General features: G+C 74.4%; 17 protein-coding genes. 8 read left to right on the top strand and 9 right to left on the bottom strand.

The genetic code is table 11. The features are described from left to right. The first annotated feature begins 291 nt into the window (after nt 1-291). Both larE and I6A81_RS38820 read left to right on the top strand, forming a co-directional pair. Nucleotides 292-1,722 carry an ATP-dependent sacrificial sulfur transferase LarE gene (gene larE, locus I6A81_RS38825; RefSeq protein ID WP_307875201.1) on the top strand — a complete coding sequence of 477 codons (1,431 nt, stop codon included), beginning with the start codon at nt 292-294 and terminating at the stop codon, nt 1,720-1,722. Between the two features lie 452 nt (nt 1,723-2,174). Beyond that, nucleotides 2,175-2,570: a cold-shock protein gene (locus I6A81_RS38820; RefSeq protein ID WP_203008233.1), complete on the top strand. Its 396-nt coding sequence runs from the start codon at nt 2,175-2,177 to the stop codon at nt 2,568-2,570. Nucleotides 2,571-2,957: 387 nt separating this feature from the next. Here I6A81_RS38820 and I6A81_RS38815 read toward each other — a convergent pair whose 3' ends face one another. The 3 genes from I6A81_RS38815 to I6A81_RS38805 all read right to left on the bottom strand — a co-directional run bounded on the left by I6A81_RS38815 (nt 2,958) and on the right by I6A81_RS38805 (nt 6,603). Then, the gene (locus I6A81_RS38815) at nt 2,958-3,839 is read right to left on the bottom strand and encodes a 1,4-dihydroxy-6-naphthoate synthase (protein WP_307875200.1); all 882 of its coding nucleotides are present in this window, start codon (nt 3,837-3,839) and stop codon (nt 2,958-2,960) included. 32 nt (nt 3,840-3,871) lie between these two features. Continuing rightward, the gene (gene mqnB / locus I6A81_RS38810; protein ID WP_203007750.1) at nt 3,872-4,774 is read right to left on the bottom strand and encodes a futalosine hydrolase; all 903 of its coding nucleotides are present in this window, start codon (nt 4,772-4,774) and stop codon (nt 3,872-3,874) included. Nucleotides 4,775-5,469: 695 nt separating this feature from the next. After that, on the bottom strand, nt 5,470-6,603 hold the full coding sequence (locus I6A81_RS38805) for a DUF3027 domain-containing protein (RefSeq protein ID WP_307875199.1): 1,134 nt from the start codon (nt 6,601-6,603) through the stop codon (nt 5,470-5,472). A gap of 173 nt (nt 6,604-6,776) precedes the next feature. Here I6A81_RS38805 and I6A81_RS38800 point away from each other — a divergent pair, with 173 nt between their 5' ends. Continuing rightward, complete coding sequence (locus tag I6A81_RS38800; RefSeq protein ID WP_203010466.1) at nt 6,777-8,396, top strand: MFS transporter; 1,620 nt, start codon at nt 6,777-6,779, stop codon at nt 8,394-8,396. Between the two features lie 249 nt (nt 8,397-8,645). Here the strand turns inward: I6A81_RS38800 and I6A81_RS38795 are convergent, their stop codons facing one another. The 4 genes from I6A81_RS38795 to I6A81_RS38780 all read right to left on the bottom strand — a co-directional run bounded on the left by I6A81_RS38795 (nt 8,646) and on the right by I6A81_RS38780 (nt 11,648). Next, nucleotides 8,646-9,665 carry an ABC transporter substrate-binding protein gene (locus tag I6A81_RS38795; protein ID WP_203006431.1) on the bottom strand — a complete coding sequence of 340 codons (1,020 nt, stop codon included), beginning with the start codon at nt 9,663-9,665 and terminating at the stop codon, nt 8,646-8,648. 391 nt (nt 9,666-10,056) lie between these two features. Continuing rightward, nucleotides 10,057-10,740, bottom strand: coding sequence for an ABC transporter permease (locus I6A81_RS38790; protein ID WP_203006432.1), 684 nt, complete (start codon nt 10,738-10,740; stop codon nt 10,057-10,059). Beyond that, nucleotides 10,737-11,477 carry an ABC transporter permease gene (locus I6A81_RS38785; RefSeq protein WP_203006433.1) on the bottom strand — a complete coding sequence of 247 codons (741 nt, stop codon included), beginning with the start codon at nt 11,475-11,477 and terminating at the stop codon, nt 10,737-10,739. Before I6A81_RS38785 ends, I6A81_RS38790 begins: the two co-directional genes overlap by 4 nt. Nucleotides 11,478-11,486: 9 nt before the next feature. After that, the gene (locus I6A81_RS38780; protein WP_203006434.1) at nt 11,487-11,648 is read right to left on the bottom strand and encodes a hypothetical protein; all 162 of its coding nucleotides are present in this window, start codon (nt 11,646-11,648) and stop codon (nt 11,487-11,489) included. A gap of 87 nt (nt 11,649-11,735) precedes the next feature. On the opposite strand from I6A81_RS38780, the gene I6A81_RS38775 reads away from it, so the two are divergent. From I6A81_RS38775 to I6A81_RS38765, 3 genes are all read left to right on the top strand, one after another. After that, entirely contained in the window at nt 11,736-12,824 is a 1,089-nt protein-coding gene (locus I6A81_RS38775; protein ID WP_203006441.1) for an ABC transporter ATP-binding protein, read from the top strand. Between the two features lie 267 nt (nt 12,825-13,091). Continuing rightward, nucleotides 13,092-14,159, top strand: a complete 1,068-nt coding sequence (locus I6A81_RS38770; protein ID WP_203006442.1) for a DUF5926 family protein — start codon at nt 13,092-13,094, stop codon at nt 14,157-14,159. An 885-nt stretch (nt 14,160-15,044) separates the two neighbouring features. Then, nucleotides 15,045-19,472 (top strand): caspase, EACC1-associated type, encoded by a 4,428-nt coding sequence (locus I6A81_RS38765; RefSeq protein WP_203010463.1) that lies wholly within the window; start codon nt 15,045-15,047, stop codon nt 19,470-19,472. Nucleotides 19,473-19,491: 19 nt separating this feature from the next. Here I6A81_RS38765 and I6A81_RS38760 read toward each other — a convergent pair whose 3' ends face one another. Then, nucleotides 19,492-20,235 (bottom strand): hypothetical protein, encoded by a 744-nt coding sequence (locus I6A81_RS38760; RefSeq protein ID WP_203006437.1) that lies wholly within the window; start codon nt 20,233-20,235, stop codon nt 19,492-19,494. 139 nt (nt 20,236-20,374) lie between these two features. On the opposite strand from I6A81_RS38760, the gene I6A81_RS38755 reads away from it, so the two are divergent. Next, nucleotides 20,375-21,160 (top strand): effector-associated constant component EACC1, encoded by a 786-nt coding sequence (locus I6A81_RS38755; RefSeq protein WP_203006438.1) that lies wholly within the window; start codon nt 20,375-20,377, stop codon nt 21,158-21,160. 102 nt (nt 21,161-21,262) lie between these two features. After that, nucleotides 21,263-22,417: a geranylgeranyl reductase family protein gene (locus I6A81_RS38750; RefSeq protein ID WP_203006439.1), complete on the top strand. Its 1,155-nt coding sequence runs from the start codon at nt 21,263-21,265 to the stop codon at nt 22,415-22,417. A gap of 35 nt (nt 22,418-22,452) precedes the next feature. On the opposite strand, the gene I6A81_RS38745 is transcribed toward I6A81_RS38750, so the two are convergent. After that, nucleotides 22,453-23,490 (bottom strand): MinD/ParA family ATP-binding protein, encoded by a 1,038-nt coding sequence (locus I6A81_RS38745; RefSeq protein WP_238438253.1) that lies wholly within the window; start codon nt 23,488-23,490, stop codon nt 22,453-22,455. Nucleotides 23,491-24,431 lie beyond the last annotated feature (941 nt).

Here is a 24,431-nt window from a genome sequence, read left to right as displayed (position 1 = left end):
CACACCCACGTCCGAGCGGGCAAGGGCCACTGGGGTCATTCTGGCGCGCCCATAGTTACGTTCATTTCCGTTCCAGACCCGCGTCCGCGTGCCGCGGCGCGGCCGGGGCCGGTGGTCGGCCCGCGGGCGTCCGCGCGCCGGTCCGGCGGAGGCGCGGGCGTTCGGCGACCGGCGGCCGGCGGCCGGCGGCCGGCGGCCCGGCTGCTCGGTGACACCGGCTGTTCGGTGACAACCGTGGCACTGACGTGATCCCACCCCGGGTAGGTGGCCGCCGCTCGTTACGCTCGGCTGGTGTCGGCTGGTGGTGCTTCCTCCTCGCTCGTGGTCGGATTCGACCTGGATATGACGTTGCTCGACGCGCGGCGCGGCATCCTGGCGACGTTCGCCGAGGTGTCGGCCAGGACCGGCGTCGCGATCGGCGGTGAGCTGGCGGTGACCCGGCTCGGCCCGCCCCTGGAACATGAGCTCGCCCACTGGTTCCCGGCCGACGAGGTCGACACCGTGGCGGCGCTGTACCGCGAGCTGTACGCGGTGCACGCGGTGCCGGTCTCCGAGCCGATGCCGGACGCCGTGGAGGCCGTCGCCGCGGTCCGCCGGGAGGGCGGCCGGGTGGTGGTGGTGACGGCGAAGAACGAGCGGCTCGCGCGTGCCAGCCTCGCCGTGATCGGGATCGAGCCGGACGTCGTGGTCGGCCAGCGGTTCGCGGACACCAAGGGCGACGCCATCCGCGACCACGGGGTCGGCATCTTCGTCGGCGACCACGAGGGAGACATGATCGGCGCCCGCGCGGGCGGGGCGCTCGCGGTGGGGCTGACCACCGGGCCGCACGACGCCGGCACGCTCACCGCCGCGGGCGCGGACGTGGTGCTCGGCGCGCTTGCCGACTTCCCGGGCTGGCTGGCCGACCGGGTGCTCGAGACACGGCTGGCGGCGCTCACCGAGCGGCTGCGCGCGCTCGGCTCGGTGCTGGTCGCGTTCTCCGGCGGCGCCGACTCCGCGTTCCTGCTCGCCTGGGCGGCCCGCACGCTGGGCGCCGACGCGGTCGTCGCCGCGACCGCGGTCTCCGCGTCGCTGCCGGCCGGGGAGCTGACCGCGGCCCGCGACTTCGCCGAGCGCCTCGGCGTGCGCCACGTCCTGCCGGCGACCGACGAGCAGTCCCGGCCCGGTTACCGGGCCAACGGCCCCGACCGCTGCTACTTCTGCAAGGCGGAGCTCGCCGACACCCTCGGGCCGCTGGCCGCCGAGCTGGGGCTCGGGCACGTGGTCACCGGGACGAACGCGGACGACGCCGTGGCCGGGTTTCGTCCCGGCATCCAGGCCGCGGCCGAGCGTGGCGCGGCGACGCCGCTGCTGGACGCCGGCCTGACCAAGCGCCAGGTCCGCGCCGCCTCCCGCCGCCTCGGCCTGGTCACGGCCGACAAGCCGGCCGCCGCCTGCCTCGCCAGCAGGATCGCCTACGGCATCGAGGTGACGCCGAGCCGGCTCGCGCGGGTCGAGCGCGCCGAGACGGCGCTGCGGGCGGCGCTGGCCGACGCCGGCCTGGAAAGCCGCGACCTGCGGGTGCGCGACCTGGGAGACCGGGCGAGGATCGAGGTGGACGCGCGGCTCGCGGTCACGCTCGCGGCCCGGCCGGACCTCATGGCCGCCGTCGACGGCTTCGGCGGCGTCGAGGTCGACCCCCGCGGCTTCCGTTCCGGCTCCATGAACGAGCTTCTTCCTTGACCCAATGCCGCCTCAGGCAAGATCTGCCCCGGTCGACGGCCGGGCGGAGCGGCGGCCCCCCGCCACTTCTCTCCTCTCCCACGTCTCCCACGTCGCGGCAGACACCAGGGGATCCCGGACGTCCTGGCAGACGCCAGGGTCACGAAACGGTGCCGGTCCTGGCTCTGGCGTCTGACACGATCCCCTCTGACGTCGGACAGGACGAGCACGCCGCCGCACGCGGACACAGGGCCGAACGTCGCCGGGCATGGCACTAGGTCCCGGTCGCCGACGGGAGAATCTCGCGCCGGACGGGCGCCCGCCGGATAGCCTGTTCACCGCCGCCCGCTGGTCGAGTCGGCTCCGTGCTCCGGGGCCGTGGGCCGGCGGAAGGCGCGGCCGACATCTGTGGCCGCGCCTTTGTCGGCCGGCTAGCGTAGTGAATCCCGTCGTGTCACAGAACGAGGTCGCCCGTGCCCACCGGCAAGGTCAAGTGGTATGACGTCGACAAGGGGTTCGGTTTCCTCAGCCGCGACGACGGCGGCGACGTCTTCGTCCACAAGGCGGCGCTTCCGCCCGGTGTCGAAAAGCTCCGCGCGGGCGACCGCGTCGAGTTCGGCGTCGCCGCGGGCCGCAAGGGCGACCAGGCCCTGTCGGTCCGGGTGCTCACCGCGCCTCCATCGGTGGCGAAGGCCGCCAAGGAGGCCGCCCGACGCAGCCCGGACGAACTGCACAGCATGGTCGAGGACATGATCAAGCTTCTCGACGACGTCCAGCGGGACCTGCGGCGCGGCCGTTACCCCGACCGCCGCATCGCGAGCCGCGTCGCCAAGGTCGTCCACGCCGTCGCCAGCGAACTGGAGGCCTGAGGCGGTCGGCTCAAGGGGCGGTCGGCTCAAGGTCGCCTAGGGGCGACCATCGCCGCTCCGCCTGTCGGGGCGCGGGGCGCCCCGACCCCCCTGGAACCTGGGTAGGATCCGTAAGCCAGGGGCAGGCCCCGGTCCGAGGTCAGGATTGTGGCTGGGGCTCGTGGGCGTTCCGGGGGCGACCATCGCCGCTCCGCCTGTCGGGGCGCGGGGCGCCCCGACCCCCCTGGAACCCGGGTAGGACCCGTAAGCCAGGGGCAGGCCCCGGTCCGAGGTCAGGATCGTGGCTGGGGCTCGTGGGCGTCCCGGGGGGCGGTCATCGCCGCTTCGCCGTCGGGGCGCTGGCGCGCCCCCGGGCCTGCCAGATTCTGGGACTGCGTGGTGGCGGGCTCAGCGTAGGGGCGTGGGGAGGGGCGGGACGAGGTTGGCCGTGGCGGCGCGGCCGAGGAGCTCCTCGACGGCGGCGTAGCCCTCGTCGCCGAGGTCGAGGCTGAAGCCGTTGACGTAGAGGTCGATGTGCGCCTCGACGACCTCGGGCGCGAGCTCCTGCGAGTGCGCGAGCACCCAGTCGGCGGATGCCGTCCGGTCCGCGAAGGCGGCCGCGACGCTGCCCCGGACGGCGCCGCCCAGGTCGCCGACGCCGGCGGGCAGGTCCCGGCGGGCCAGGATCGCGCCCAGCGGGATGGGCAGGCCGGTGGCGCCCTCCCACCAGTCTCCGAGGTCGGCCACTGACACCAGCCCGTAGGACGGGTAGGTGAACCGGGACTCGTGGATGACCAGCCCGGCGTCGTAACGACCGTCGCGTACCGCCGGCATGATCTTCTCGAAGGGCAGCACGTCGATCGAGGCCACGTCCACCCCGGCCGCCCACAGGCGGAACAGCAGGTACGCGGTGGTGCGAGTGCCGGGGATGGCCACCCGGGCGCCGCGCAGCACGTCGGCGTCCCCGCCTCCCCCGGTCTCGCCGATCCGCGAGGCGCCCCTGTCCTCGGCCATGAGGACCAGCGGGCCGCAGCCGCGGCCGAGCGCGCCGCCCGACGGCAGCAGCCGGTAGCGGTCGAGCAGCCACGGCAGCGCCGCGTAGGAGACCTTCACCAGGTCGTCGAGCCCGTCGGCGGCGCGCGTGTTGAGCACGTCGATGTCGGCGAAGGTGACCGACACCGGGGGTGCTCCCGGCACCAGGCCGTGCGCGAGCGCGTGGAAGGCGAACGTGTCGTTCGGGCACGGTGAGATCGCCAGGTTCAGCGGCGCCACGGCACCTTCATCCGTCACGGCATCCTCGCTGGTCACGGCACCTTCGCTCGTCACGGCGCGAGCAGGCCCTCCGGGTGCGCGACCAGGGCGCCGGCGGCGGTGCGCAGGCTCGCGAGCGCGGCCGGCATGTTCCAGCTGGCCCGGTCCCGCCGGCCCACCTGGTTGCTGATCGAGCGGATCTCACCGGACGGCACCCCGAAGGCCCCCGCCGCGGTGGCGACCGCGTACCCTTCCATCCCCTCGGCGACCGGGTCGAGGCGCGCGGTCAGCGTCGCGGCGCGCAGCTCCGTACCCGTGACCGTGGCGACGGACAGCACGGGGCCCGCGACGACCCGGCGGCCGGTCAGCCCGAGGACGGTGCGCAGCCGCTCGACCAGCTCGGGATCCGAGGCGATCGTCGACGACCCGAGGCCAAGATCGTCCAGTGTCAGGAACTTGCCGTCGGCGGACGAGTTGGCGCCGGCCGGGCGCGGCAGCGGCGGCGCCCCGGTGCTGTGGAAGCCGAGGCTGCGGTCCATCTCATGGATCTGACCGGCCGGCTCACGCAGGTCGTCCAGCCCGGACTCGGCGCCGAGGTCGGCCGCGACCAGCCGCGTGGCGACCGCCAGGTCACCGGCCTCGGCCCAGCCGCGAAACCCGCCGGCCACGCCCATCGACAGCACGAGGCCGAACGGGTCGCCGGCCGTCTGGGCCACCGCCAGCGCCACCGCGGTGCCCGCGGCTGCCGCCGGGCCGCCGGTGCCGGCCGCGAGCACCGTCACGGGGCCCCGCCGGCGCCCGACGTACGGTCCGAGGGTCGACGTGGTCAGCAGCTGGCGGTCCCAGTCGGGGGAGACGGGCGCGGCGGGCGCCTCGGCGGAACGCCCCCGGGAGCGGGACCAGCTTCCCATCAGGCCCGCGCACACCGCGTCCGCCTCAGCCTGCACGGCGGTGACGATCAGCGTGCGGCTCATCGTCTTGTCTCCTAGCTTCAGTCTCGCTCTTACCTTGCATTGCGTTGTTGGTTGCGTTTACTACACCTCGTCGGTCCAGGTCTGTCGGGTTCCTCCTGATCCGGGTCTGCCTGCCGGCCGATGGGTCGGTATCCGGGTCTGCCTGCCGGCCGATGGTCGGTGTTCGGGTCTGCCTGCTGGCCGTGGGCCGGTGCTTGGGTGTGCCTGCCGGCCGATGCGTCGGTGGCCGGGTCTGCCTGCTGGCTGATCGTCGTTACGTTGGGTCGCGCCTACCCGCTCGGCCGGTCCCGTTCTGTCGGGTTTCCTCCCGGTTCGGGGTCTGCCTGCGGGCTGATCGCTGTTACGTTACGTCGCGTTTCTGGCTACGCCTACCGCACTCGGTCGGTCCCGGTCTGTCTGTTTCTCCCGATCCGAGGTCCGCCGCCGACAGAGGAGTCGGCCTCCGGGTCGGTCTGGCGGCCGAGGGTCGGTGTGGATCTCCGTGCGCCGTGGGGAGAGCTGGACGCACCCGGGAGTGACGACCGTCTCGGACGGCGCGGTGACAGCGCGGGATTCCTGGGGAGGGCAAACAGGACTTTGCTGACGGACCTTAGCATCGCCGTCGACCGTGCGTGGTCTCCCACGGTTCCGGTTACCGTCAGTGCCAGGAAGACGCCACCCTTGGTGACGGACGGTGCCTGGTCGCGCCTCGCCCGTCAGGCGTGACCGTAAGGCTCCGGGCGGCCGCCGTGCCCGACGGTGGGGTGGCCCGGCTGCGTCGCCTCCGCCGCGCCGTTCGTCGTCACGCCGACGAGCTCGATGTCGGTTGGCGCCAGGTCGGACGGGTCCTCGTCGAACGGTACCGGCTCCGGATGGGCGGACGGCGCGACCAGTGCCTCCGAGTGTGCGCCGCAACCATGGTCGATGGAGGTCACCCGGGCGTCGTCAGGCGCCAGCTCGTTGGCGCACACCCCGAACAGCCGGCCGAGCGCCCCGGCCAGCCGGATGTGGAACCCGCAGGTCAGGCAGCTCGCCGGGGCCACCTTGGCCACGTGGGCGTCCGGGCCCGGCTCGCCGGCGTACCAGCGCGCGCCGGTCTGCTCGCGGCCGAACGCCGACAGCACCCGCGACCGGCCCAGCCCCTGCTCCAGGAACACGTCGGTGTCGACGAACTCCTCCACGTCGTCCCGGCGCAGCGCGAGGCGCGGGTCGTCGACGGCGGTCGGCAGCAGGTCGCCGACGCCGACGTCGCCGGGGCGCAGCCGCTGCGACCAGGGCACCCAGGGCGGCGCGAGCAGCGCGCTCTCGCCGGGCATCAGCACCACGTCGTCGACCGTGACCTTGCGTACCCTCGGCGCCCGAGCCGTCACGACCGTCCACACCCAGCCCTGGTAGGCGGGCGACAGGCAGGCGAACCGGTGCAGGACCATTCGGTCGCCCTCGGCCTCGACCCCGAGGTGCTCGCCGACGGCGGTGGCCGCGCCGGCCTCCTCGGCGGCGGCCTCGCGGGCGAGGTCGACGGCGGCGGCGCAGACCGGGTCGGGCACCACCGCCCGGGCCGCCCGCGGGGCGCGGCCTCGACTGGGCGGGTCGGCCGGGTCTTCCCCGTCGGGCTCGGGCGCGGCCGTGGCCACGGGCGCCGGCTCGACGTCGGGCTCGGGCCCGGCGGAGGGTGGGCCACCCGTCACGGCGGGCTCGATGGCGGCCCACTCGCCGCCCGCGGTGCCCTCACCGCCCGCGGTGCCCTCACCGCCCGCGGTGCTACCCGTGGCTGTGCCCGCCGGCCGCGCGGCCTCCGGCGTCGCCGGGGTAGCGCTCACAACGTCGTCAGCGCCCGTTACGTCGTCCACGAGACAACATTCTCGCCCAGCCGCTACCGGTACGCCCGGCGTGGTCGTGGCCGGGCGGCTCTTCAACGAGGAAACTCGGTGGCGTGGGAACTGGGGGGTTTGGCAGAGCGACGACGAAGGTCCGCGCCGGCGTGGGCGCGGGCCTCGGCGGCGTGCGCACCGGCGTCCAGCGGATGCGCGCCTCGACGCGTCGGGACGGCGCCGACCGGTCCGGCCTGGCCTCGCTCCTCGACCTGTCGGTAGTCAACGCCGCGGGCGACGCGCTGGTCACCGTGGCGCTCGCCGGGGCGCTGTTCTTCTCGGTGCCGGTAGGCGAGGCCCGCTCGAAGGTCGCGCTCTACCTGCTGATCACCATGGTGCCGTTCGTGCTGCTCGCGCCGGTGATCGGGCCGCTGCTCGACCGCGTGTCGCACGGGCGCCGCACGGCGCTGGCCGCGCTGTGCCTCGCGCGTGGCCTGCTCGCGTGGCAGCTGGCCGGCGCGCTCACGGGCATCGCGGTCTACCCGCTCGCGCTGGGGCTGCTGATGCTGTCCCGCGCGTTCGGCGTCGCCCGCAGCGCGGTGGTCCCCCGGGTGGCGCCGCCGGAGCTGACTCTCGTCAAGGTCAACTCGCGGATGTCGATGGTCAACATCGTGGCCGGCACCGTGGCCGCGCCCGTGGGCCTGGGGATCGCGAACATCCCCCATGTCGGCTATCCGTGGGTGCTGCGGATCTGCGCGTTGCTCTACATGGCCGGGGTGCTGCTCGCGTTCAACCTGCCGAAGAAGGTCGACTCGAACGCGGGCGAGCGGGGACTGCGCGACGTCGTCGCCGCCGCCACCGGTCCCAGGAACCCTGTCGGGGCAGGGGAAGGCGGGGTCGGCGGGACCAGGCCGAGCATCCGGGTCCGGGCGCGCGCGGCGGTCCGGGCGGCGCTCGGCGCGTCGCCGGTGGCGCTGCGCTCGACGCTCGTGCTCCGCGCGACTGTGGGATTTCTCACCTTTTATCTGGCGTTCCTGCTGCGCGCCGAGGGCGGGACCAATCTGTGGCTGGGCGCGCTCGCCGCGGCGGCGGCGCTCGGCAGCGGGCTGGGCGTGCTGCTCGGCGGCCGGCTCGGCCGGCGCCGCCCGGAACGCCTCCTCACCCTCGCGCTGGTGTTGACGACCGGGGGCTGCGTGCTCGCCGTGGTCCGCTACGGCAAGCTCACGGCGCTGCTGGCCACGCTGCTGGCGATGCTGGCGGCGTCGATGGCCAAGCTCGCCCTGGACGCGATAATCCAGCGCGACACCGCCGACGACGTGCGCAACTCCGCGTTCGCGCGCTCGGAGACCTTCCTGCAGCTCGGCTGGGTGGCGGGCGGCGCGATCGGGCTGGTGGAGATGCCCGGCCCGGTGGGGTTCCTCGTGCCGGCGCTGGCGGCCGGCGCGACGCTGTTCCCGCAGGCTCGTGAGATCCGGCGCGCCCGCGCGGCCGGGGGCCGGCCGCGGCCGGTGGGGCCCGCCGTCCTGCCGGCGATGATGCCGCCACCGGACAAGGAGCCGTACGGGCCCGACGCGGGCCCGCCGGACGCGACGGCGCCCTGGGGGCCCCTGCCGCCGGAGACGCCGGCCGGCCGTCCCGCGGGCGAGCGGGACTGGCCGGGGACGCCGGCGACGGGTGACGCCGGGGCGACCCTGCCGGCCCGGCGACGCCGGCCGTGGGCGCGCGCCGCCGACCTTGAACCGGACTCCGACACGACCCTGCCGCTCGGTCAGGACGGGCGGCCCCCGGTTCCGCCACCCAGGGCCGGTCGCCCGCCTCGCCGCCGGCGCTGAGCGCCGCCGACGCGACGCGGGGGGCTCCGCGGCCCTGACCGAGGGCTACGTGAGCTGGTTTCTGCTCTGTTCTGTCTGTGCTCTGCTCTTGCTCCGCTCGGCCAGGGCGGGCCTGCCCGGTCCCCCGGCCGCCAGGGCCGGTCGCCCGCCCTGGCCGCTGGCGCCGAGCGGCCAGGGCCGTCGGCGCCGCATGATTCCGACGCGTCCGTGGGGCACCGGGGCGCGGTGCCCCACGGACATGTGGGGCACCTACGCCAGCAGGTTCTTGCTCCGCAGGTACTCCTTGGCGACGTCGGAGCTGCGCTCCCGGTCCGCGTCGACCTTCTTGTTCAGCTCGGCGAGGTCGGCGGTGGTGAGCACCGGCGCCAACGCGTTCAGCGCCGAGCTGATCTCCGGCGTGAGCGAGTCGGAGTTGACGATCGGCACGAGGTTGTCGGCGTTCTGCAGCTTCTTGTCATCGGTCAGGATGACCAGGTTGTAGTCCTCGACGGTGGCGTCGGTGGTCGCGACCAGGCCCAGCTGGGCCGTGCCGTCACGGACGGCCGCCTTGGTCTGCGCGGTGTCGAAGCCGGTGGCCAACACCTCGGAGATCTTGATTCCGTAGGTCTCCTCCAGGCCGGGCTGGCAGAACGGCCGGGTGGGGCACTCCGCCGTGGCGGCGATCTTCACCTCGAGGCCGCTCGCCCCCAGGTCGGACAGCGTCTTGAGGTTGTGCTCGGTCGCGAAGTCCTTGGTCACCGCGAACGCGTTCTGGTCGACGGCGTCGGCGGGATCCAGCACGGTCAGGCCCTTGCCGGTGGCGAGCTCGCGCAGCGCGGCGACCGAGGCGTCCAGGTCGGAGGACGAGACCGCCGGCGCGTCCTTGCCGTTGACCAGCGAGTTCAGCAGGTCGGCATACGTCGCGACGTACTGCGGCATGACGTCGATCTGGCCGCTCTCCAGCGAGGACTGGGCGATCTCGGTGCTCGACACCGAGGTGCGCTCCACCGTGTAACCGGCCTTGGTGAGCAGCTCGCCGTACATGTCGGCGAGGATCTTGCTCTCGGTGAAGCCGGCGTCGGCGATGGTCAGGCTGCCCTTCGGAGCGCCCCCATCCCCGGAGGCGTCGTCGTCGTCACCGCCGCAGGCGGCGGCGGTGAGCGCGAGTGCCAGCAGCGCCGCCACCCCGACGGCGCGCGCGCCGAGCCAGCGCCCGCGGCCTCGGGAACGACCAGGTCCCAGCCCGCGGCGTCCTCGCGGGGGTTCGTCGCAGGGTGTCGTGTCCGCCACTGATACCTCTCTCGGTGTCCGCGCCGCCGTCCCAACGACCAGTGGCCGCGTTCTCCCCCACGGGCCGGACTCACGCCCGGCGGCGGCTACTTCGCCCACGTTGTCCTGACCAGGGGGCCAACGCAACCAGATAGTTCCCCTGTCAGGTGGAAAAACGTGGAACTGTAATTTTGGTGTCATCTTCGCCCTGTCGGCCCGCCCGGGACGGCGCGCGGCGGTCGACCATCCCGGCGCCCAGGAACTCCTGATGGAACCCGACCATGATCCCGACCTGGGGCCGGGACTGGCCCCGGTCTCATAGGTCCGACTCGGTACCAGTCCGGTCGGGGCGCCCCGCGCCCCGACGGCGGAGCGGCGATGGTCGCCCCTGGGCGACCTTGAGCCGACCGCCTTAGCGGCGGCGGCTCCGCGCGCCGCGGGCGCCGCCCGGAGCGAGCAGACGCGTCAGGGCCAGGAACAGGCCGTCGACGACCAGGGCGAGCGTGGCCACGAGGATGGCGCCGGCGAAGACCTTGGGCTGGTCGTGCTGCGCAAGACCGTCCACCACGTACCGGCCCAGCCCGCCGCCGCCGATCAGGGCGGCGATGGTCGCCGTGGCGATCACCTGGACCGAGGCCAGGCGGACGCCGACCATGATCATGTGGAGCGCGAGCGGGAGCTCGACGCGGACCAGGAGCTGGCCGCCGGACATCCCCATGCCGCGAGCGGCCTCGCGGACGCCGGCGTCGACCTCGCGGACCCCCACGTAGCCGTTCGTCACGAGCGGTGCGACGGCGAAGACGACAAGCGCCACGATGGTGGTGCGGTCGCCGATCCCGAGCGGCCCGATGGCGAGCAGCACCAGCACCGCGAACGTCGGCACCGCGCGCAGCGCGCCCGAGAGGTTGGTCGCGAGCCCCCCGCCGCGCCCCCGGTGGCCGAGCCAGATCCCGAGCGGCAGCGCGAGGGCGGCCGCGATCCCCACCGACACCCCGGTCAGCATCAGGTGCTCGCCGAGGCGCGCCGGGATGCCGTCGCCGCCCGACCAGTGCGCGCCGTCGGCCAGCCAGCCGAACGCGTCCTCCACCGTGCTCACGAGGCGGCCCCCGCGGTGGGGGTGGCCGCGCCGGCCGCCGAGGCCCGCCTGGGCCGCGCCCGGCCCTGGCGTCGCCGCCACGGGGTGGCGAGCCGTTCCAGCCCGAGCAGCAGCAGGTCGGCCACCACGGCGAGCGCGAGGCAGAGCACCGACGCGGTGAACACCTCGGCCTTGAAGGTGCTGCCCAGCCCTTCGTAGATCAGGTTGCCGAGGCCGCCGTGGCCGATGGTCGCGCCGACCGTCACCAGCGCGACCGTGGAGACGGTGGCGACCCGCAGCGCGGCGATGATGGCCGGCAGCGCGAGCGGCAGCTCGACCGTCAGCAGGATCCGGGTCGGCCCGTAGCCCATGCCGCGGGCGGACTCCAGCACGTCCGGCGACACCCCGTCCAGGCCGGCGAGGAAGCCGCGGAACAGGATGACGAGCGTGTAGACCACCAGGCCGGTGCGTACCGTCGTCGTGGACAGCCCGGACAGCGGCAGCAACAACGCGAAGAAGGCCAGCGAGGGAATGGTGTACAGGATGCTGGTGGCGCCACCGATCAGACTCACCGCGGGCCTCCAGCGGCGCGCGGCCAGCACGAGCGGCACGGCCACCACCACCCCGAGCGCGACCGAGGTGACCGTGAGGTCGACGTGCTCGCGCAGCGCATCCAGGATCTCGTCGGAGCGGGTGCTCACGTACCGACCGCAGATCCACTCGTTGCGCGTGAGACAGTTCCCGCCGCGCGACGACATGCCCGCACGCTATCCGAGGCCGCGCCAGAAGAGGTCCCCGATGACCGCCTTGCCGGCATTGCGGCCTGTGTGGCCGGCGCGACGTTCGCCCGCCACGGCGATGTCGGTCACGGCGACGTCCGTGACGGCGGTGTCCGTGATGGCGGTGTCCGTGACGGCGGTGTCCGCCACGGTCGGGGACCGGGCGTGACGGCGGCCGAAGCGGCCGGCACGGCCGGTGTGGCCAGTGTGGCCGGCGCCGGCGGCGCGAGCGAGCCGATGATCGTGCTGGAAGGGGTCGGCAAGTCCTATCCCGACGGGACGGTCGCGGTCGCGGACCTGTCGTTCGAGGTGGCCGCGGGGGAGCTGGTGTGCCTGGTCGGGCCGTCCGGGTGCGGCAAGACCACCACCCTGAAGATGATCAATCGTCTCGTGGAGCCGACCGCGGGGCGGATCCTCGTCGCCGGGGAGGACGTCCGCGCGGTCGACCCGGTGCGGCTGCGCCGCCGGATCGGCTACGTGATCCAGCAGGTGGGGCTGTTCCCGCACCTGACGGTCCGGGCGAACGTGGCGACCGTGCCGCGGCTGCTGCGGTGGAACCGTGCCAAGGCGCGCGCCCGCGCCGACGAGCTGCTGGAGCTGGTCGGTCTCGACCCGGGCGTGGTCGGTGGCCGCTACCCGAGCGAGCTGTCCGGCGGACAGCAGCAACGGGTCGGGGTGGCCAGGGCACTCGCGGCCGACCCGCCGGTGCTGCTGATGGACGAGCCCTTCTCGGCCATCGACCCGATCGCCCGGGAGCGCCTGCAGGACGAGTTCGCCCGGCTGCGCCGGGAGATCAGCAAGACGATCGTCTTCGTCACCCACGACATCGACGAGGCGATCCGGCTCGCCGACCGGGTCGCGGTCTTCCGCGCCACGGACGACGGCGGGCGCCTCGAACAGATCGACACCCCCGCCGGCATCCTGGCCCGCCCGGCGACCGACTTCGTCGCCGACTTCACCGGCGCCGAGCGGACCCTGCGCCGCCTGGACGTCACGACGCTGCGCCTGGCGGACCTCGAGCCGCCGCTCGTCCCCGTCGCCGCCGGTGTCGGCTCCGCGCCGGCCCAGGCAGGCCTGGCTCAGGCGGACCCGGGCCAGGCGGACCCGGGCCGGGACGGTGCCGACAGTGGGCGACCCGTGGTCGTCGGCGCGCGGCTGTCCGACGCGCTGACGGCGCTGCTCGCCCGTGACGACGCGCGGCTGCCCGTGTACCACGGCCCGGACGGCGGCCAGGCCGTCGGCACCTCCAATCCCAGCCTCGCCGGCTACCTCACGCCTGCCTCGCTGCATGCCGCGTTGCGCCGCGGCGCCGATGTCTCCGTCTGAATGTCGCTGTCTGATGTCTCCGTCCGACTGCCCGACCGTCTCCGTCCGCCAGCGGTACAGGGCCGCGCCCTTGGCCAGGGACGGCGGCGTCCGTATCCATGGAGGCGATCCGTTGAGGCGATCCCGGGGACAGTCACGCGCTCGCCCCGCCACCGGGCACGCGCCGGGCGGCGAGTCCGCTGCGTTTCCACGGCGATGTCCTAGCCTTACCCGTCGAGAGCCTTCGACCCACGACCGGTGAGCCCGGTCCGACCCCGGGAGTCCGCCATCGCCCGCCGAGCAACCCCAGCGCGTACTCGACCCGCCGCCGCGACTGGTGCGCTCGCGGCCGACAGCGCCGCGGGAGGTGCGGCGGTCGGCCCGCGCCAGGCGTGCCCCTGCGGGTCCGGCCGCCGCTACAAGGCCTGCCACGGCGCGAAGACACGGCCCGCGCCGGTGCTGCGCCCGTTCGCCGGCCGCGTCGACGAGCCGGACCTGGTCGCGCTGCGCGAGCTGGTCCCCAGCGCGACCGCGCCGGTGGCCCTGCACCCGGACCACCTCATCAAGCACCCCGAGCACGCCGACCGCACGATCATCCTGGGCACGATGCTGCCGCAGGCCGCGCCCGCGCTGGTCCGCGACACCGGCGAGATCCTGCTCGCGGCCCAGACGCTCGTCCCGGGCCTGGACCCGTCGGCGGACATCGCCGGGGCGCTGCTGGCGGCGCTCGCGGCCAAGCCGGGCTCCGTCGTCACCGACGGGCCGGCCTCGGCGCTCGCCACGGTGGAGCGCCTGCCGGAAGGGCTCGCCGGCCTCCCCCGGCTGGTCGACCTGCTCGCCCCGGCGCCGCTGGCGGTCAGCGTGCACCAGGGCTTCGACTGGTGGCTGCCGCCGGCGGAGGAGGGGCAGGCCCTGTCGAGCGAGGTCACGATGAGCCTCGAACGGGCGAACGCGTCCGTCGTGCCGACCGCGCGGCTGCGCTCCGTCGAGGCCGCCTACTGGACCCGGCCAGGCGACAAGGTTCATCTGCGCTGGGTGCTGCCCTACCCGGCCGGGACCGACGCCGAGTCCCGCGCCGGCGCCGAGGAGGAACTGCTCGACGCGCTCGCCCGGCTCGCGGCGGCGGGCCGGCTGACCATGGGCGAGGGCTCGCGGTTCGCCGGCTCGTTCCGGGCCGACGGCCTGGTCGTGCCGGTCTGGGACCTCGCCGCGGACGCGGACGCGGACAGCTGCGAGGAGCCCGCCGCCGCGCTGCGCGCCGCCCTGGACGAGGTCCTCGCGGAACGCCGGCCGCTCACCGCGGACGAGCGCCGCGCCCGCGCCGGCGTCGTGGGCCGCACCCTGACCCTGCGCTGACCTGAGTTACGGACTCGGCAGGGTCACGGCCCTCCCCGTCGGTCCTGCGCACAGGTCCCGGAGCGCCGATCCATGCACATATCTGGCGATCTTCGGCCGGTTCCAGCCGGTTCCGCCCGGTAGATCACCAGATCTGCGTGGAATTCAGGGGCAAAACGGGCAAGAATCGCCGAAAACTGTACAGATCTGGGGATCATGGGGTTGCGGGTTCTCCTGACGGGCCCTGATCGCCAGAAGTGTGCGTGAATCGGCGGGCGAGCGACCCGGCCAGGCGTCCGTGGAACGACCCTGGAACTCGGGAGGCCCCGGAACCGGTCCGGCCCCGATGGGCCGGACCGGTCGCGTCCTGGCAATGCATTCGTTCCCGCGGCGATCGGCCGTATTGGTGCCCGTTAGTTCCGAGGTCCGGGGTTGCTGGCCGCGTGGGGCGATGGAAATCGCTGGTGGCTGGCCGGTTCTGGGATCGGTGCATGGGCTGTGGTGCCAGACGAGGAGGTATTCGGCACCATGGCGTCTGGGATCATGGTCGAACACCCCACAGGTCATGACCAGCCGCCGGTCGGGGCCGCCCCGCTCACCGGTCACCGGTCACGAGGTTGCCCTTTCGGTGGCGAACTGCGCAAAGCCGCCGCCACCCCACACCGAGGTCGCTACCATCCCCTTTACGGGGGGTGACGGTTTGTTTGCATTTGACCTCGCCGGCCCGCTTGGCGCCGCCGCGTCGAGTGGGCCGACCGCGCGGTGGCCAGAGCGGTCGGTGGCCTGGCAGGCATCCATGGCCGGGCCGCGTGACCCGTCATGTCGGGTACTGGCACTGTCTTCGCCGATTGAGCGTATGCCGCCGGGAAGTATGCCGATGGTCTTGACGGGGCGAGACGAGGGCTGATGTCCGGGCTGTCGGGACCCGGCGTGCGGGCGGTGCTGGTCGGCACCGCGCGGCACCGGCCCGGCTCCCGCCTTACCGACGTCCCGAGCGTCGACGCGACGGTCCGTGACCTGGCCGCGGTGCTGACCGAACGGTGCGGTCTACCCAAAGATCAGCTGAAGTTGCTCGTCGACCCTCGGGACCCGCCGGAGCTGGCGGACGCGATCGCCTGGGGAGCGCGGACCGCGAGCGACGTGCTGCTGGTCTGGTACGTCGGGCACGGGCTGGTGGACACCGAGGGCAGGCTTCACCTGGCGACCTTCGGGTCCGACCTGATCGACGACGCCAACTCCAGCATCCGGGCGCTGATCTACTCGGTGCTCCAGCAGACGGTCCAGGACACCAAGGCGAGATCGATCGTCATCGTCCTCGACTGCTGCTTCGCGGGTCGGGCCGCCATGATTCCCATCTCCTCGCCCGGCTCGGACCACGGTCTCGGGATCCACGGGGCCTATCTACTGACCGCGGTCAGCGCGACCGAGGCCGCGATGGCGCCGGTGAACGCCCGCCACACCTCGTTCACCGGGGCCCTCATCGAGCTGCTGCGGTCCGGCGACCCGGCCGGCGGACCCTGGCTGAGCTTCGACGACGCCTACGAGTACCTCCGCCGCCAGCCTCAGCCGGGTGACGCCCCGCGGCCCAACCGCCTGATGTCCGGGGGCGTCGGCCGGCTGACGCTCGCGGACAACCCCGCCTACCGGCCTCCGACCAGGAAGGACTGGAGCACCGCCGAAACCGCGCCCAGCCGGGCGAGGTTCCCGCCCTGGCCGGGGCTGGCCGCCTACGGCCCGGACGACGCGCACCTGTTCTTCGGCCGGGACTCCAAGGTGCGCGAGCTCGTCACGAGCCTGGCGACCCGGCTGGGCTCGGGCGGCGGCCCGCTCGTCGTCATCGGCCCGTCCGGGGCCGGCAAGTCGTCCCTGCTGGGGGCCGGCCTGATTCCGGCCGTCGCGCACGGCGGCCTCGGTATCGCCGGGTCGGCGGCCTGGCCACACCTGCCGACGACCCCGGGCGCCGACCCCCTCGGCGAGCTCGCCCACCAGTTCGCCGGTCTCGTCGGCGCGGACGCCGAGCGCGCGGCGGCCCGGGCGCGGGCCGGCGGCGCCGCGGTGCTCGCCGGCCTGGCCGCGCGGGCCACCCGGGAGCGCGGCACCGGGTGCCTGCTCGTCGTCGACCAGGTCGAGCAGCTATTCACCCTCTGCGACGACGAGTGGCAGCGCGTCGAGTTCGTCCGCGCGCTGTGCCAGGTCGCGGCCCCGCCGGCCGCGCCGGCCCCGCCGGCCGCGCCGAACGGGGCGGGCCAGGCGGGTGTGGCGCCAGGGCTCGCGGTCGTCCTCGGCGTGCGCGCCGACTTCTACGACCGGTGCCTCACCATCCCCGAGCTGGTCCCCGCGATGACGAACGGGGCGGTCGCCGTCGGCGCGCTGAGCCAGGACGAACTGCGCGAGGCGATCGAGATACCCGCCAGGATCGGTGAGGTGGTGTTCGACGAGGGCGTCGTCGAACAGATCATGACCGACTTTCTCGGCAGCCGCGAGACCGGCCCGGCCGGGTCGCTGCCGCTGCTGTCGCAGGCGCTGCGCGAGACCTGGCTGAACAGCAACCGGCGGACCCTCACGCTGGGCGACTACCGCCGGGCGGGTGGCATCGACGGGTCGATCGCCACGGCCGCGCGCAAGCTGTACTCCACGCTCGCGCCGGAGGCCCAGGAAGAGGCAAAGCGCATCCTGCTGCGCCTTGTCAGGGTGCGGGCCGACGGCGAGTCCCCCCGCGTGGCCAGCCGGACGGAGGTCATCCCGGCGGGAAACGGCCCGTGGACGGCGGCACTCGACGCGCTGAGCGACGGCCGGCTGGTGACGGTCGACGAGGTCAGCATCCAGATCACCCACGAGGCGTTGCTGCGGGAATGGCCAGAGCTGCGGGAGTGGATCGCGCAGAACCGCGACTGGCTGCAGACCCGCGACCGCCTGCTGGCCGACGCCGAGTACTGGGACCGGGAGGGACGCGACGACTCGCGGCTCTACCGCGGCCATGAGTTCAAGGTCGCCTGGGAACGGCTTGGTGAAACGCCGGCGGCGGAGCTCGGCGGGGTGGGGCGGGAGTTCCTGGACGCCTCCCATCGTCAGGTGATGGCCGAGCGGGCGGCTGTGGAGGCCCGCCGAGTACGCGACCTGCGGACCACCCGCCGGCTGCGCCGGCTCGTCGCGGCGCTGATCGCCCTGGTCGTAGTGGCCGCGAGTCTCACGGTGTTCGCGCTCGGCCAGCGCGACAACGCGCTCGATCAGCGAGCCCAGGCGGAGCAGCGGCTGCGCGACGCGGTCTCGTCGCGCGTCGCGGTCGACGCCGAGCAACTGCGGGTGACCGACCCCGTGCTCGCCGCCCAACTCAGCCTTGCCGCCTACCGGATCTCCCCGACCGCCCAGGCCAGGGGAGCCCTGCTGAGCACGAGCACGACGTTGCCCGGCGGCCGGATCCTCGCGCACAGCCAGACGGTGACCGGCGTGTGCGCCGTCGCGGGCGGAGGCGCGCTCGCGACGACGAGCTACGACGGAACCCTGCGGCTGTGGGACACCACGGACCCAGGGCGCCCGGCGGAACACTCGACGACCCGGCCGCATCCCGGTTTTGCCTCGTCGGTCGCGTGCCACCCGACGGCCCCGGTCATCGCGACGGGCGGATTCGGCGAGGCAAAGCTCTGGGATGTCGGTGACCCCACCAGACCGCGGGAGATTGGGCAGTTTCCGGCGAGCCACGATGTGGTGAACGCCATCGTGTTCGCGGCCGATGGGAAGACCCTGGTGACCGCGGGCCCCGGAGAGGTCCGGCTGTGGGAGGTCGCCGGCTCCGGGGCGCCGCGACCACGGGCGGTCATGCCAGGTTTCGCCGGATATCACGGGTTGGCGGTGAGTCCCGACGGCCAGCTCCTTGCCTTCGGGGACAGCCAGAACAACGTCGAGATCTGGGATATCTCCAACCGGGGCGCGCCGCGGCGGCTGGGCACGGGCTCCGGGCACACCGCTCTCCTCGCCGACGCGCAGTTCCGGGGAAACGACTCCCTGGTCACCACGGGCAGCATCGACCTCACGGCGCGAATCTGGGACCTCCGCGACCCGACCCGGCCGGTCCAGACCGAGGCCCTGCCGTTCCCGCAGACCGTCATGGCGGCCCGGTGGCTCCCCGACGGCAAGAACCTGGTCGTCGCCGCCAACAACATCATCTACGTCGTGGACCTGGCCACGCGTAGCTGGGTCACCACGTACGCCGACCCTGTGGCCATTTCCGTGATCGCGGTCGCCGCGGACGGACGGACGATGCTGGCCGGCGACACGGACGGGACGGTGCGGTACTGGCGGGTGTCCGATGGCGCGGGGACGGATACCGACAGCACGCCCATGGCGCGGTTCACCGCCGACGGGGCCACGCTCGTCGTGAACCAGTTCGGAGTGCCCAAGCTCCTCGAGCCCAGCCCGGCCGGGGCAGAGGTGATCGCCACCCTCGGCCCAGGACCCGCCAAAGATCTGGACGTCGCCCCGGACCGGGCCGTCGTCGCGACGGTTGGCGGCTCGCCGAACGCTGATTCAGTGGTGCTCTGGGATGTCGGCGAGCGAGGTTCGCCGGCCACGCTGGCCGCGATACCGGCGGGCGGGCCCGTGGCGGCGGCCGCGCTCGGCCGTGGCGGCGTGGTCGCGGTCGGCGGCGAGGACGGGATCGTCCAGCTGTGGGACGCGTCAGCCAGGGGTGCGCCCGTCCAGCTTTCCCAGCGAGCGCGCGACGGCAACCAGGACGTCGTCGAACTCGCCTTCAGCCCGGACGGCTCCTGCCTTGGCGTCCAGTTGAGTTTCGGTCTCCTCAGGCTCTGGGACGTCCGTGATCCGGAACGGCCGGTGGTGCGGGACTCGGTGGCGACGAGTTCCAGTCTCACGAGGTTCGCCTTCTTCCCGGACAGCTCCGCCGTCGCGGTCACCGATGGCGACCGGAATGCGCGTGTCTGGCGCCTGACCGAGAACTGCTCGGTGACGGACGAACTGGGGGCCCTGCGGGCACCGACCATCGTTCAGGCGCTCGCCGTCGGCCCGGACGACCGGACGATCGCCACCGCGGGAAGCGACGGCGTCATCGGGCTGTGGACGCCGTCGCCCGCCGGTGGGTATCAGCAGGCGGCGACGCTCAGCCAGGGGCACAGCGCCGGGGTGGCCACGCTCGCGTTCTCCCCGGACGGGCAGAGCCTGGCCTCGACGGACTGGGGCGGCCACCACCGGGTCTGGGAGCTTGATCCAGAACACGCCGCCGCGGCGGTCTGTGCCACCGCGGGCACCCCTCTGACGGAGGCCGAGTGGCGCGCCTTCATCGCCGAGTTCCCCCCGACCAGCCTCCCCTGCGCGCGCTGACCGCGAGGGCTCGGGGCGATCAGCGTGGGGTCACGGACGCGCGCGGGGTCGCCGACGAGAAGGTGTCCACGTCGATCGGCTCGGCGGGTGCCGACGGCCTCACCTGGTGGTCGAACTCGCTGAACCGGTAGTCCCGGGTCTCGTTCTCTCCCGCGCTCATCCGCAACCGCAGCGGGTACGGCTTTCCGGAGTTGGCCACGGTCAGCTCGTACTCGGCTCCCCGGGTGCTGGACGCCGCCAGCACCACCACGTCCGGAGCCGTCCGCCGAAACGACCAGCCGGAAACTCTGCCGGCGGCATCGAGAAGCTGGTGCCAGAAGGCGAGCGAAAGCGAATCCGCGACATTCGTGGCCAGGAACCTCGTCGCGCTTCCCTTGAACCAGGTGCCGTTCAGGTGGGTTGTCAGCCCAAACAGCTGAAGCGCGGCGGCGTCAGGCGCCTCGAAGTAGACGGCGCCCGTCCGCACGACACGGACCGCGACGCCCGCGAACTCGAAGTTCCCCGCGGCCGCGGGGCCGCTTACGTTGGAGTCGTAGCCGGACGGGACGAGGTCCGCGGACATCCCCGAGAACAGGACATGAAACGAGGACGCGCCGCCGAAGGCCTCGACGGATTTCGCCACGACGGCCGCGGGCGCCAGGCCTGAAATCTGGCTGGGCGCGGAGGGCGCCGCGGAACCGCCCCCGGTGCAGGCGGTCGTGAACAACGCCAGTGACGTCACCAGCGCCGCCAGCGATAACCGTTGGCCTCGATTCCCGATCATGCGACCACCCCGACCCGCGACCGGTTCAGCCTCACTATTTTAGGTGCTGGGAAACGGGCGATCGGGGGTAGGACGACATGCGCGTCGAGCCGGGCGTCGTCGGCGCCTCCTCGTCCTCGGGGCACCCGCGGAGCCGGGCGTGACTGGGGACGAGCTGGAGGTGGAGCTGGTCGCCGACGGGGGGCCGTCGGCGGACGAGCTGCGCGGCCTGCGGCGGTGGCTGCTGGACGAACCGGAGCTGCGCGGGCGGGTGTCGCTGCGGGAGGCGCCGCCGCTGCCGGGGGAGCTGGGAGGCCGGCTGGACGCCGTCGTCGTCGCCCTGCGCGGGAGCGAACGGTCCGTGGCCGCGCTGGACCGGGGCGTTCGAGGCTGGCTGGCGGCGCGGGCCGCGCGCCAGCCGGCCGGCCGGGAGCAGGGGCAGTTTCGCCTGGTGGCCAGGACCGCCTTCGGCGAGTTCGACCTGCGGACCGACGCGGCGGGCCTGGCGGACCCCGCCGTGCGTGATCTCATCGCGACCCTGACGAGCCGCGTCAAGGACCCGGCGACGGGCACCACCCGGGTGGACGCTGAGGGTCGCGTGGGCACTGAGGGTCGCGTGGGTGCCGAGCACCGCGTGGGTACCGGTGCCGTCCCCGGCGAGGACGGTGGGCCACCGTCGCCGGTGGGGAGCGGGCTCACGGCGGAGGAGGTCACCGAGCTCGCGGCCGTCTTCGGCCGTCCGCTCGACGCCGTCCTGCTGTTGCGGAGAGCCGGCCTGCGGCCCGAGTCGTTCAAGGCGTTCGACGGGATGACGGCCGTCGCCTACTGGACCGAGGTCGGGGCCGAGCTCGGCTTCGGCCGGGTCGAGGGCGGACGCCACAAGCTGCTCGCGGCGGCCGCCGCCGAGTACCCGGGCAACCCTGTCTTCGGCCGTTCCCCTTCCTGACCCGGCGGTGCCGGACGGGTGGCGGGGCGCGCGGGCATGATGGCGATGGGAACAACCCGCCGCGACTGAGACGAGGTCACCGTCCATGCCGGACCTTGCCCGATGACGGACTTCGACGTCGCCGTGATCGGCGCCGGCCCGGCGGGGGCGGCGGCGGCGCGGGTCGCGGCCGCCGCGGGGGCCCGGGTCTGCCTGCTGGAGCGGGCCACGTTGCCCCGCTACAAGACGTGCGGCGGCGGGCTGGTCGGGATCTCGCGCGACCACCTCCGCGCCGCCGGGCTCGACCTCGCCGCGGTCGCGCGGGCCGAGGTCGACGCGCTCACGATGACGCTCGACGGCCGGCTGACGGTGACCAGGAGCCGCCGTGACGGCGAGCCGATCCTCGCGATGGTCATGCGTCCCGAGCTGGACGCGGCGCTGGTCGACGCGGCCAAGGCGGCCGGCGCCGAGGTCAGGACCGGCGTGCTGGTCGGCGGGCTGCGCGCGGACGGGGCCGACGGGGTCGTCGTCGCGGTGCGTGGCGGGGACGACGTGCGCGCGTCGGTGGTCGTCGGGGCGGACGGGACGTCCGGGCGGGCCGGGGGCTATGTCGGCGTGCGCTGCGACCAGGTCGACGTCGGCCTGGAGGGCGAGTTCCGGGTACCCGGGTACATCGCCGCGCGCTGGACCCGCCGGATGCTGCTCGACTGGGGTCCGGTCCCCGGCTCGTACGGCTGGGTGTTCCCCAAGGGCGAGGTGCTGACGGTCGGGGTGATCGGGGCGCGCGACCAGGGGCCGGCCCTGCGCGCCTACTACGAGGCGTTCGTCGCCCGGCTCGGGCTGGCCGACCTGCCCCGGCTGCACGACTCCGGTCACCTCACCCGCGTGCGGGCGGATGATTCGCCCCTGCGGCGTGGCCGGGTGCTGGTCGCGGGTGACGCCGCCGGGCTGCTCGACCCCTGGACCAGGGAGGGCATCTCGTTCGCGCTGCGTTCCGGCCGGCTGGCCGGTGAGGCGGCCGCCGCGGCGGCCGGCGGCGACGCCGCGGCGCTGGACGCCTATCCGGGGCGGATCGAGGCGGTGCTCGGGCCCGAGATCGCCGCCGGCCGGGTCCTGCTCGGGCTCTACGGCCGGCGCCCCGAACTGATGCACGCCACGATGTCCGCCGGCCCGGGGGCGTTCGGCCTGTTCACCCGGATCATCGACGGCCGCTCGACGATCGCCCGCCAGCTCGCCCGCCCTGGCGTCACCGCCGCGGTCGCCAGGCTCTCCCGCTAGCCGGCCCGCCGCGCGGGCGGGCCGGGCGCGGGACGTCAGGAGAACAGGCGGTCGTCCCGGTACGGCGCCGCCGACGGGTAGCCCGCCGAGTCCAGCTCGGGCGCGGTGAAGTGCTCGGCGACGGCGGCCGCCAGCTCCTGGTAGGCGCGGCGGGTCTCTCGCTTCAGCTCGTGCAGGTTGATCCGGCCACCGGTGGCCAGATGCGGGTCCCACGGCACCCGCACGACCCGGCGGGTGCGCGCGGCGAAGTGCGCCTCCAACGTGTCGACGTCCACGCCGTCCCCGTTCTGCGGGAACATCGAGATCACCGCGACCGCGTCCCGGACCTGCTCGGCGAAGCCGTGCGCGTCCAGCCAGTCCAGCGTGGCGCTGGCGCTGGTCCCGCCGTCGGCGCTGGAGCTGGTCACGATGACCAACGTGTCGGCGAGCGCGAGGACCCCGCCCATGGCGCTGTGCAGCATGCCCGTCCCGCAGTCGGTCAGCAGGATCGAGTAGTACCGCTGCAGCAGGTCGTCGACGGAGCGGTAGTCGGAGTCCGCGAAGGCCTCCGAGATCTCCGGGTCGTCCGCCGACGCCAGCACGTCCAGCCGGGAGTCCGACCGCGCCATGTACTGGCGGATGTCGACGTAGCGGCGCAGCCGGGGCGCGTCCTCGAGCAGATCGCGCACGGTGTACTGCGACGGCAGTTGCACCTTGGTCCCGAGGGTGCCGCGGTCCGGGTTGGCGTCGATCGCGACCACGCGGTCGTCGCGCAGGTCGGCGAGTGTCGACCCGAGGCCGATCGTGGTCGTCGTCTTGCCGACGCCACCCTTGAGCGACATCACGGCGATCCGGTGGCAGTCGACGAGCGGCGTCCTGATGTGCCCAAGCAGCCGGTTGTACCGGGCCTCATCCGGGGACGGCCCGGGATTCACCGCGCCGCCGGACACCTGGTAGACGACCTTGCGCCAGCCCCGCGCCGCGGTCTCCTGGGCCGGTGGCAGCAGCGCGTCGCTGTAGAGGGCGGAGCTGGGGTGGTTGGTGCCGTGCCGACCGCCGCCGGCGGCCCGGCCCAGCCCTTCGGGATCTGTCATGCCGGTCCGGGGCATGCCCCGGTCGGTGGGGTAGGCGGCGTCGGGTGCCGGGGTGTTGCGCCGCCGCGGCGCGGACGGTGGCGGCGGGGGCGCGGACGGTGGCGGCGGTGGGTATGGCGGGGCGCCGTCACCGCGGTTGTCCGCGGGCCGCGTCCGGGGCCGGGGCGCCGAGGACACGTCGAACATGTCCCGCGGGTCCCGGCCTCCCCGGCCGGGTGGCGCGTGGCCCGGGCCGGGCTGAGCCGGCCCGCGCGCGGCCTCGGGCTCCGGGTACGCCAGCGGGCTCCACTGGGTCGAGTGGTGAAGCCCGCTGTCGGACCCCGGCGGCGGGACCGCCGGCGGACGCGGCGGCGGCGCCGGGAACTGCGTCGACGGCTGGAAACCGGGCGCCCGCTCGTACGGCGGGGCGACACCCGGCGAGGCCCCGGTAGGCCCCGCCGGCCCTCTGCCTCCGGGAGCCCTGCCCGGATCCGCGATTCCCGCCGGATCGGCTGGTCCGATCCGAGCGGCCTGCCCGGGGGGCCGTGGGGCGCCCGGCGGGGGAACGGGCGGCGGCGGTACGGGCGGGGGCGCCGGGTAGCCCCGGTCGTACGGCCCTGGCGCGGGCGCGAACGGGTCCGCGCCAGGCGTGCCGGGAGCCCCACCGCCCACCCGGGGCCCGCCCGGCACGCCGGCGCCGAGCGCGCCCGGCATCCTCGTCGGATCGGCGAGACGCGGACCCGCGGTCGGATCGGCTGCCGGGTTCCTGCCGGGTTGGCGAAGCCCATCCGGCAGGTCGGCGACCCGGGGGGGTTCCTGGCCTGGCCGGGGCCGGCCGGCCGGGCCGAACGGGAGGTCGTCGAACAGCGGGTCGAACGCCTGGGTCGGCAGGCCGGCGGAGACGGGGCCCCCCCCCCCCCGGCGGGCGCCCCCCCCCCGACGCACACGCCGCGCCCGCGGGG

Origin of the sequence: Frankia nepalensis (genome assembly GCF_016786325.1) — a bacterium.
GTDB lineage: Bacteria > Actinomycetota > Actinomycetes > Frankiales > Frankiaceae > Pseudofrankia > Pseudofrankia nepalensis.
The sequence above is the reverse complement of the archived record's forward strand: the minus strand, read 5'-3'. Positions and strand labels throughout refer to the sequence as shown.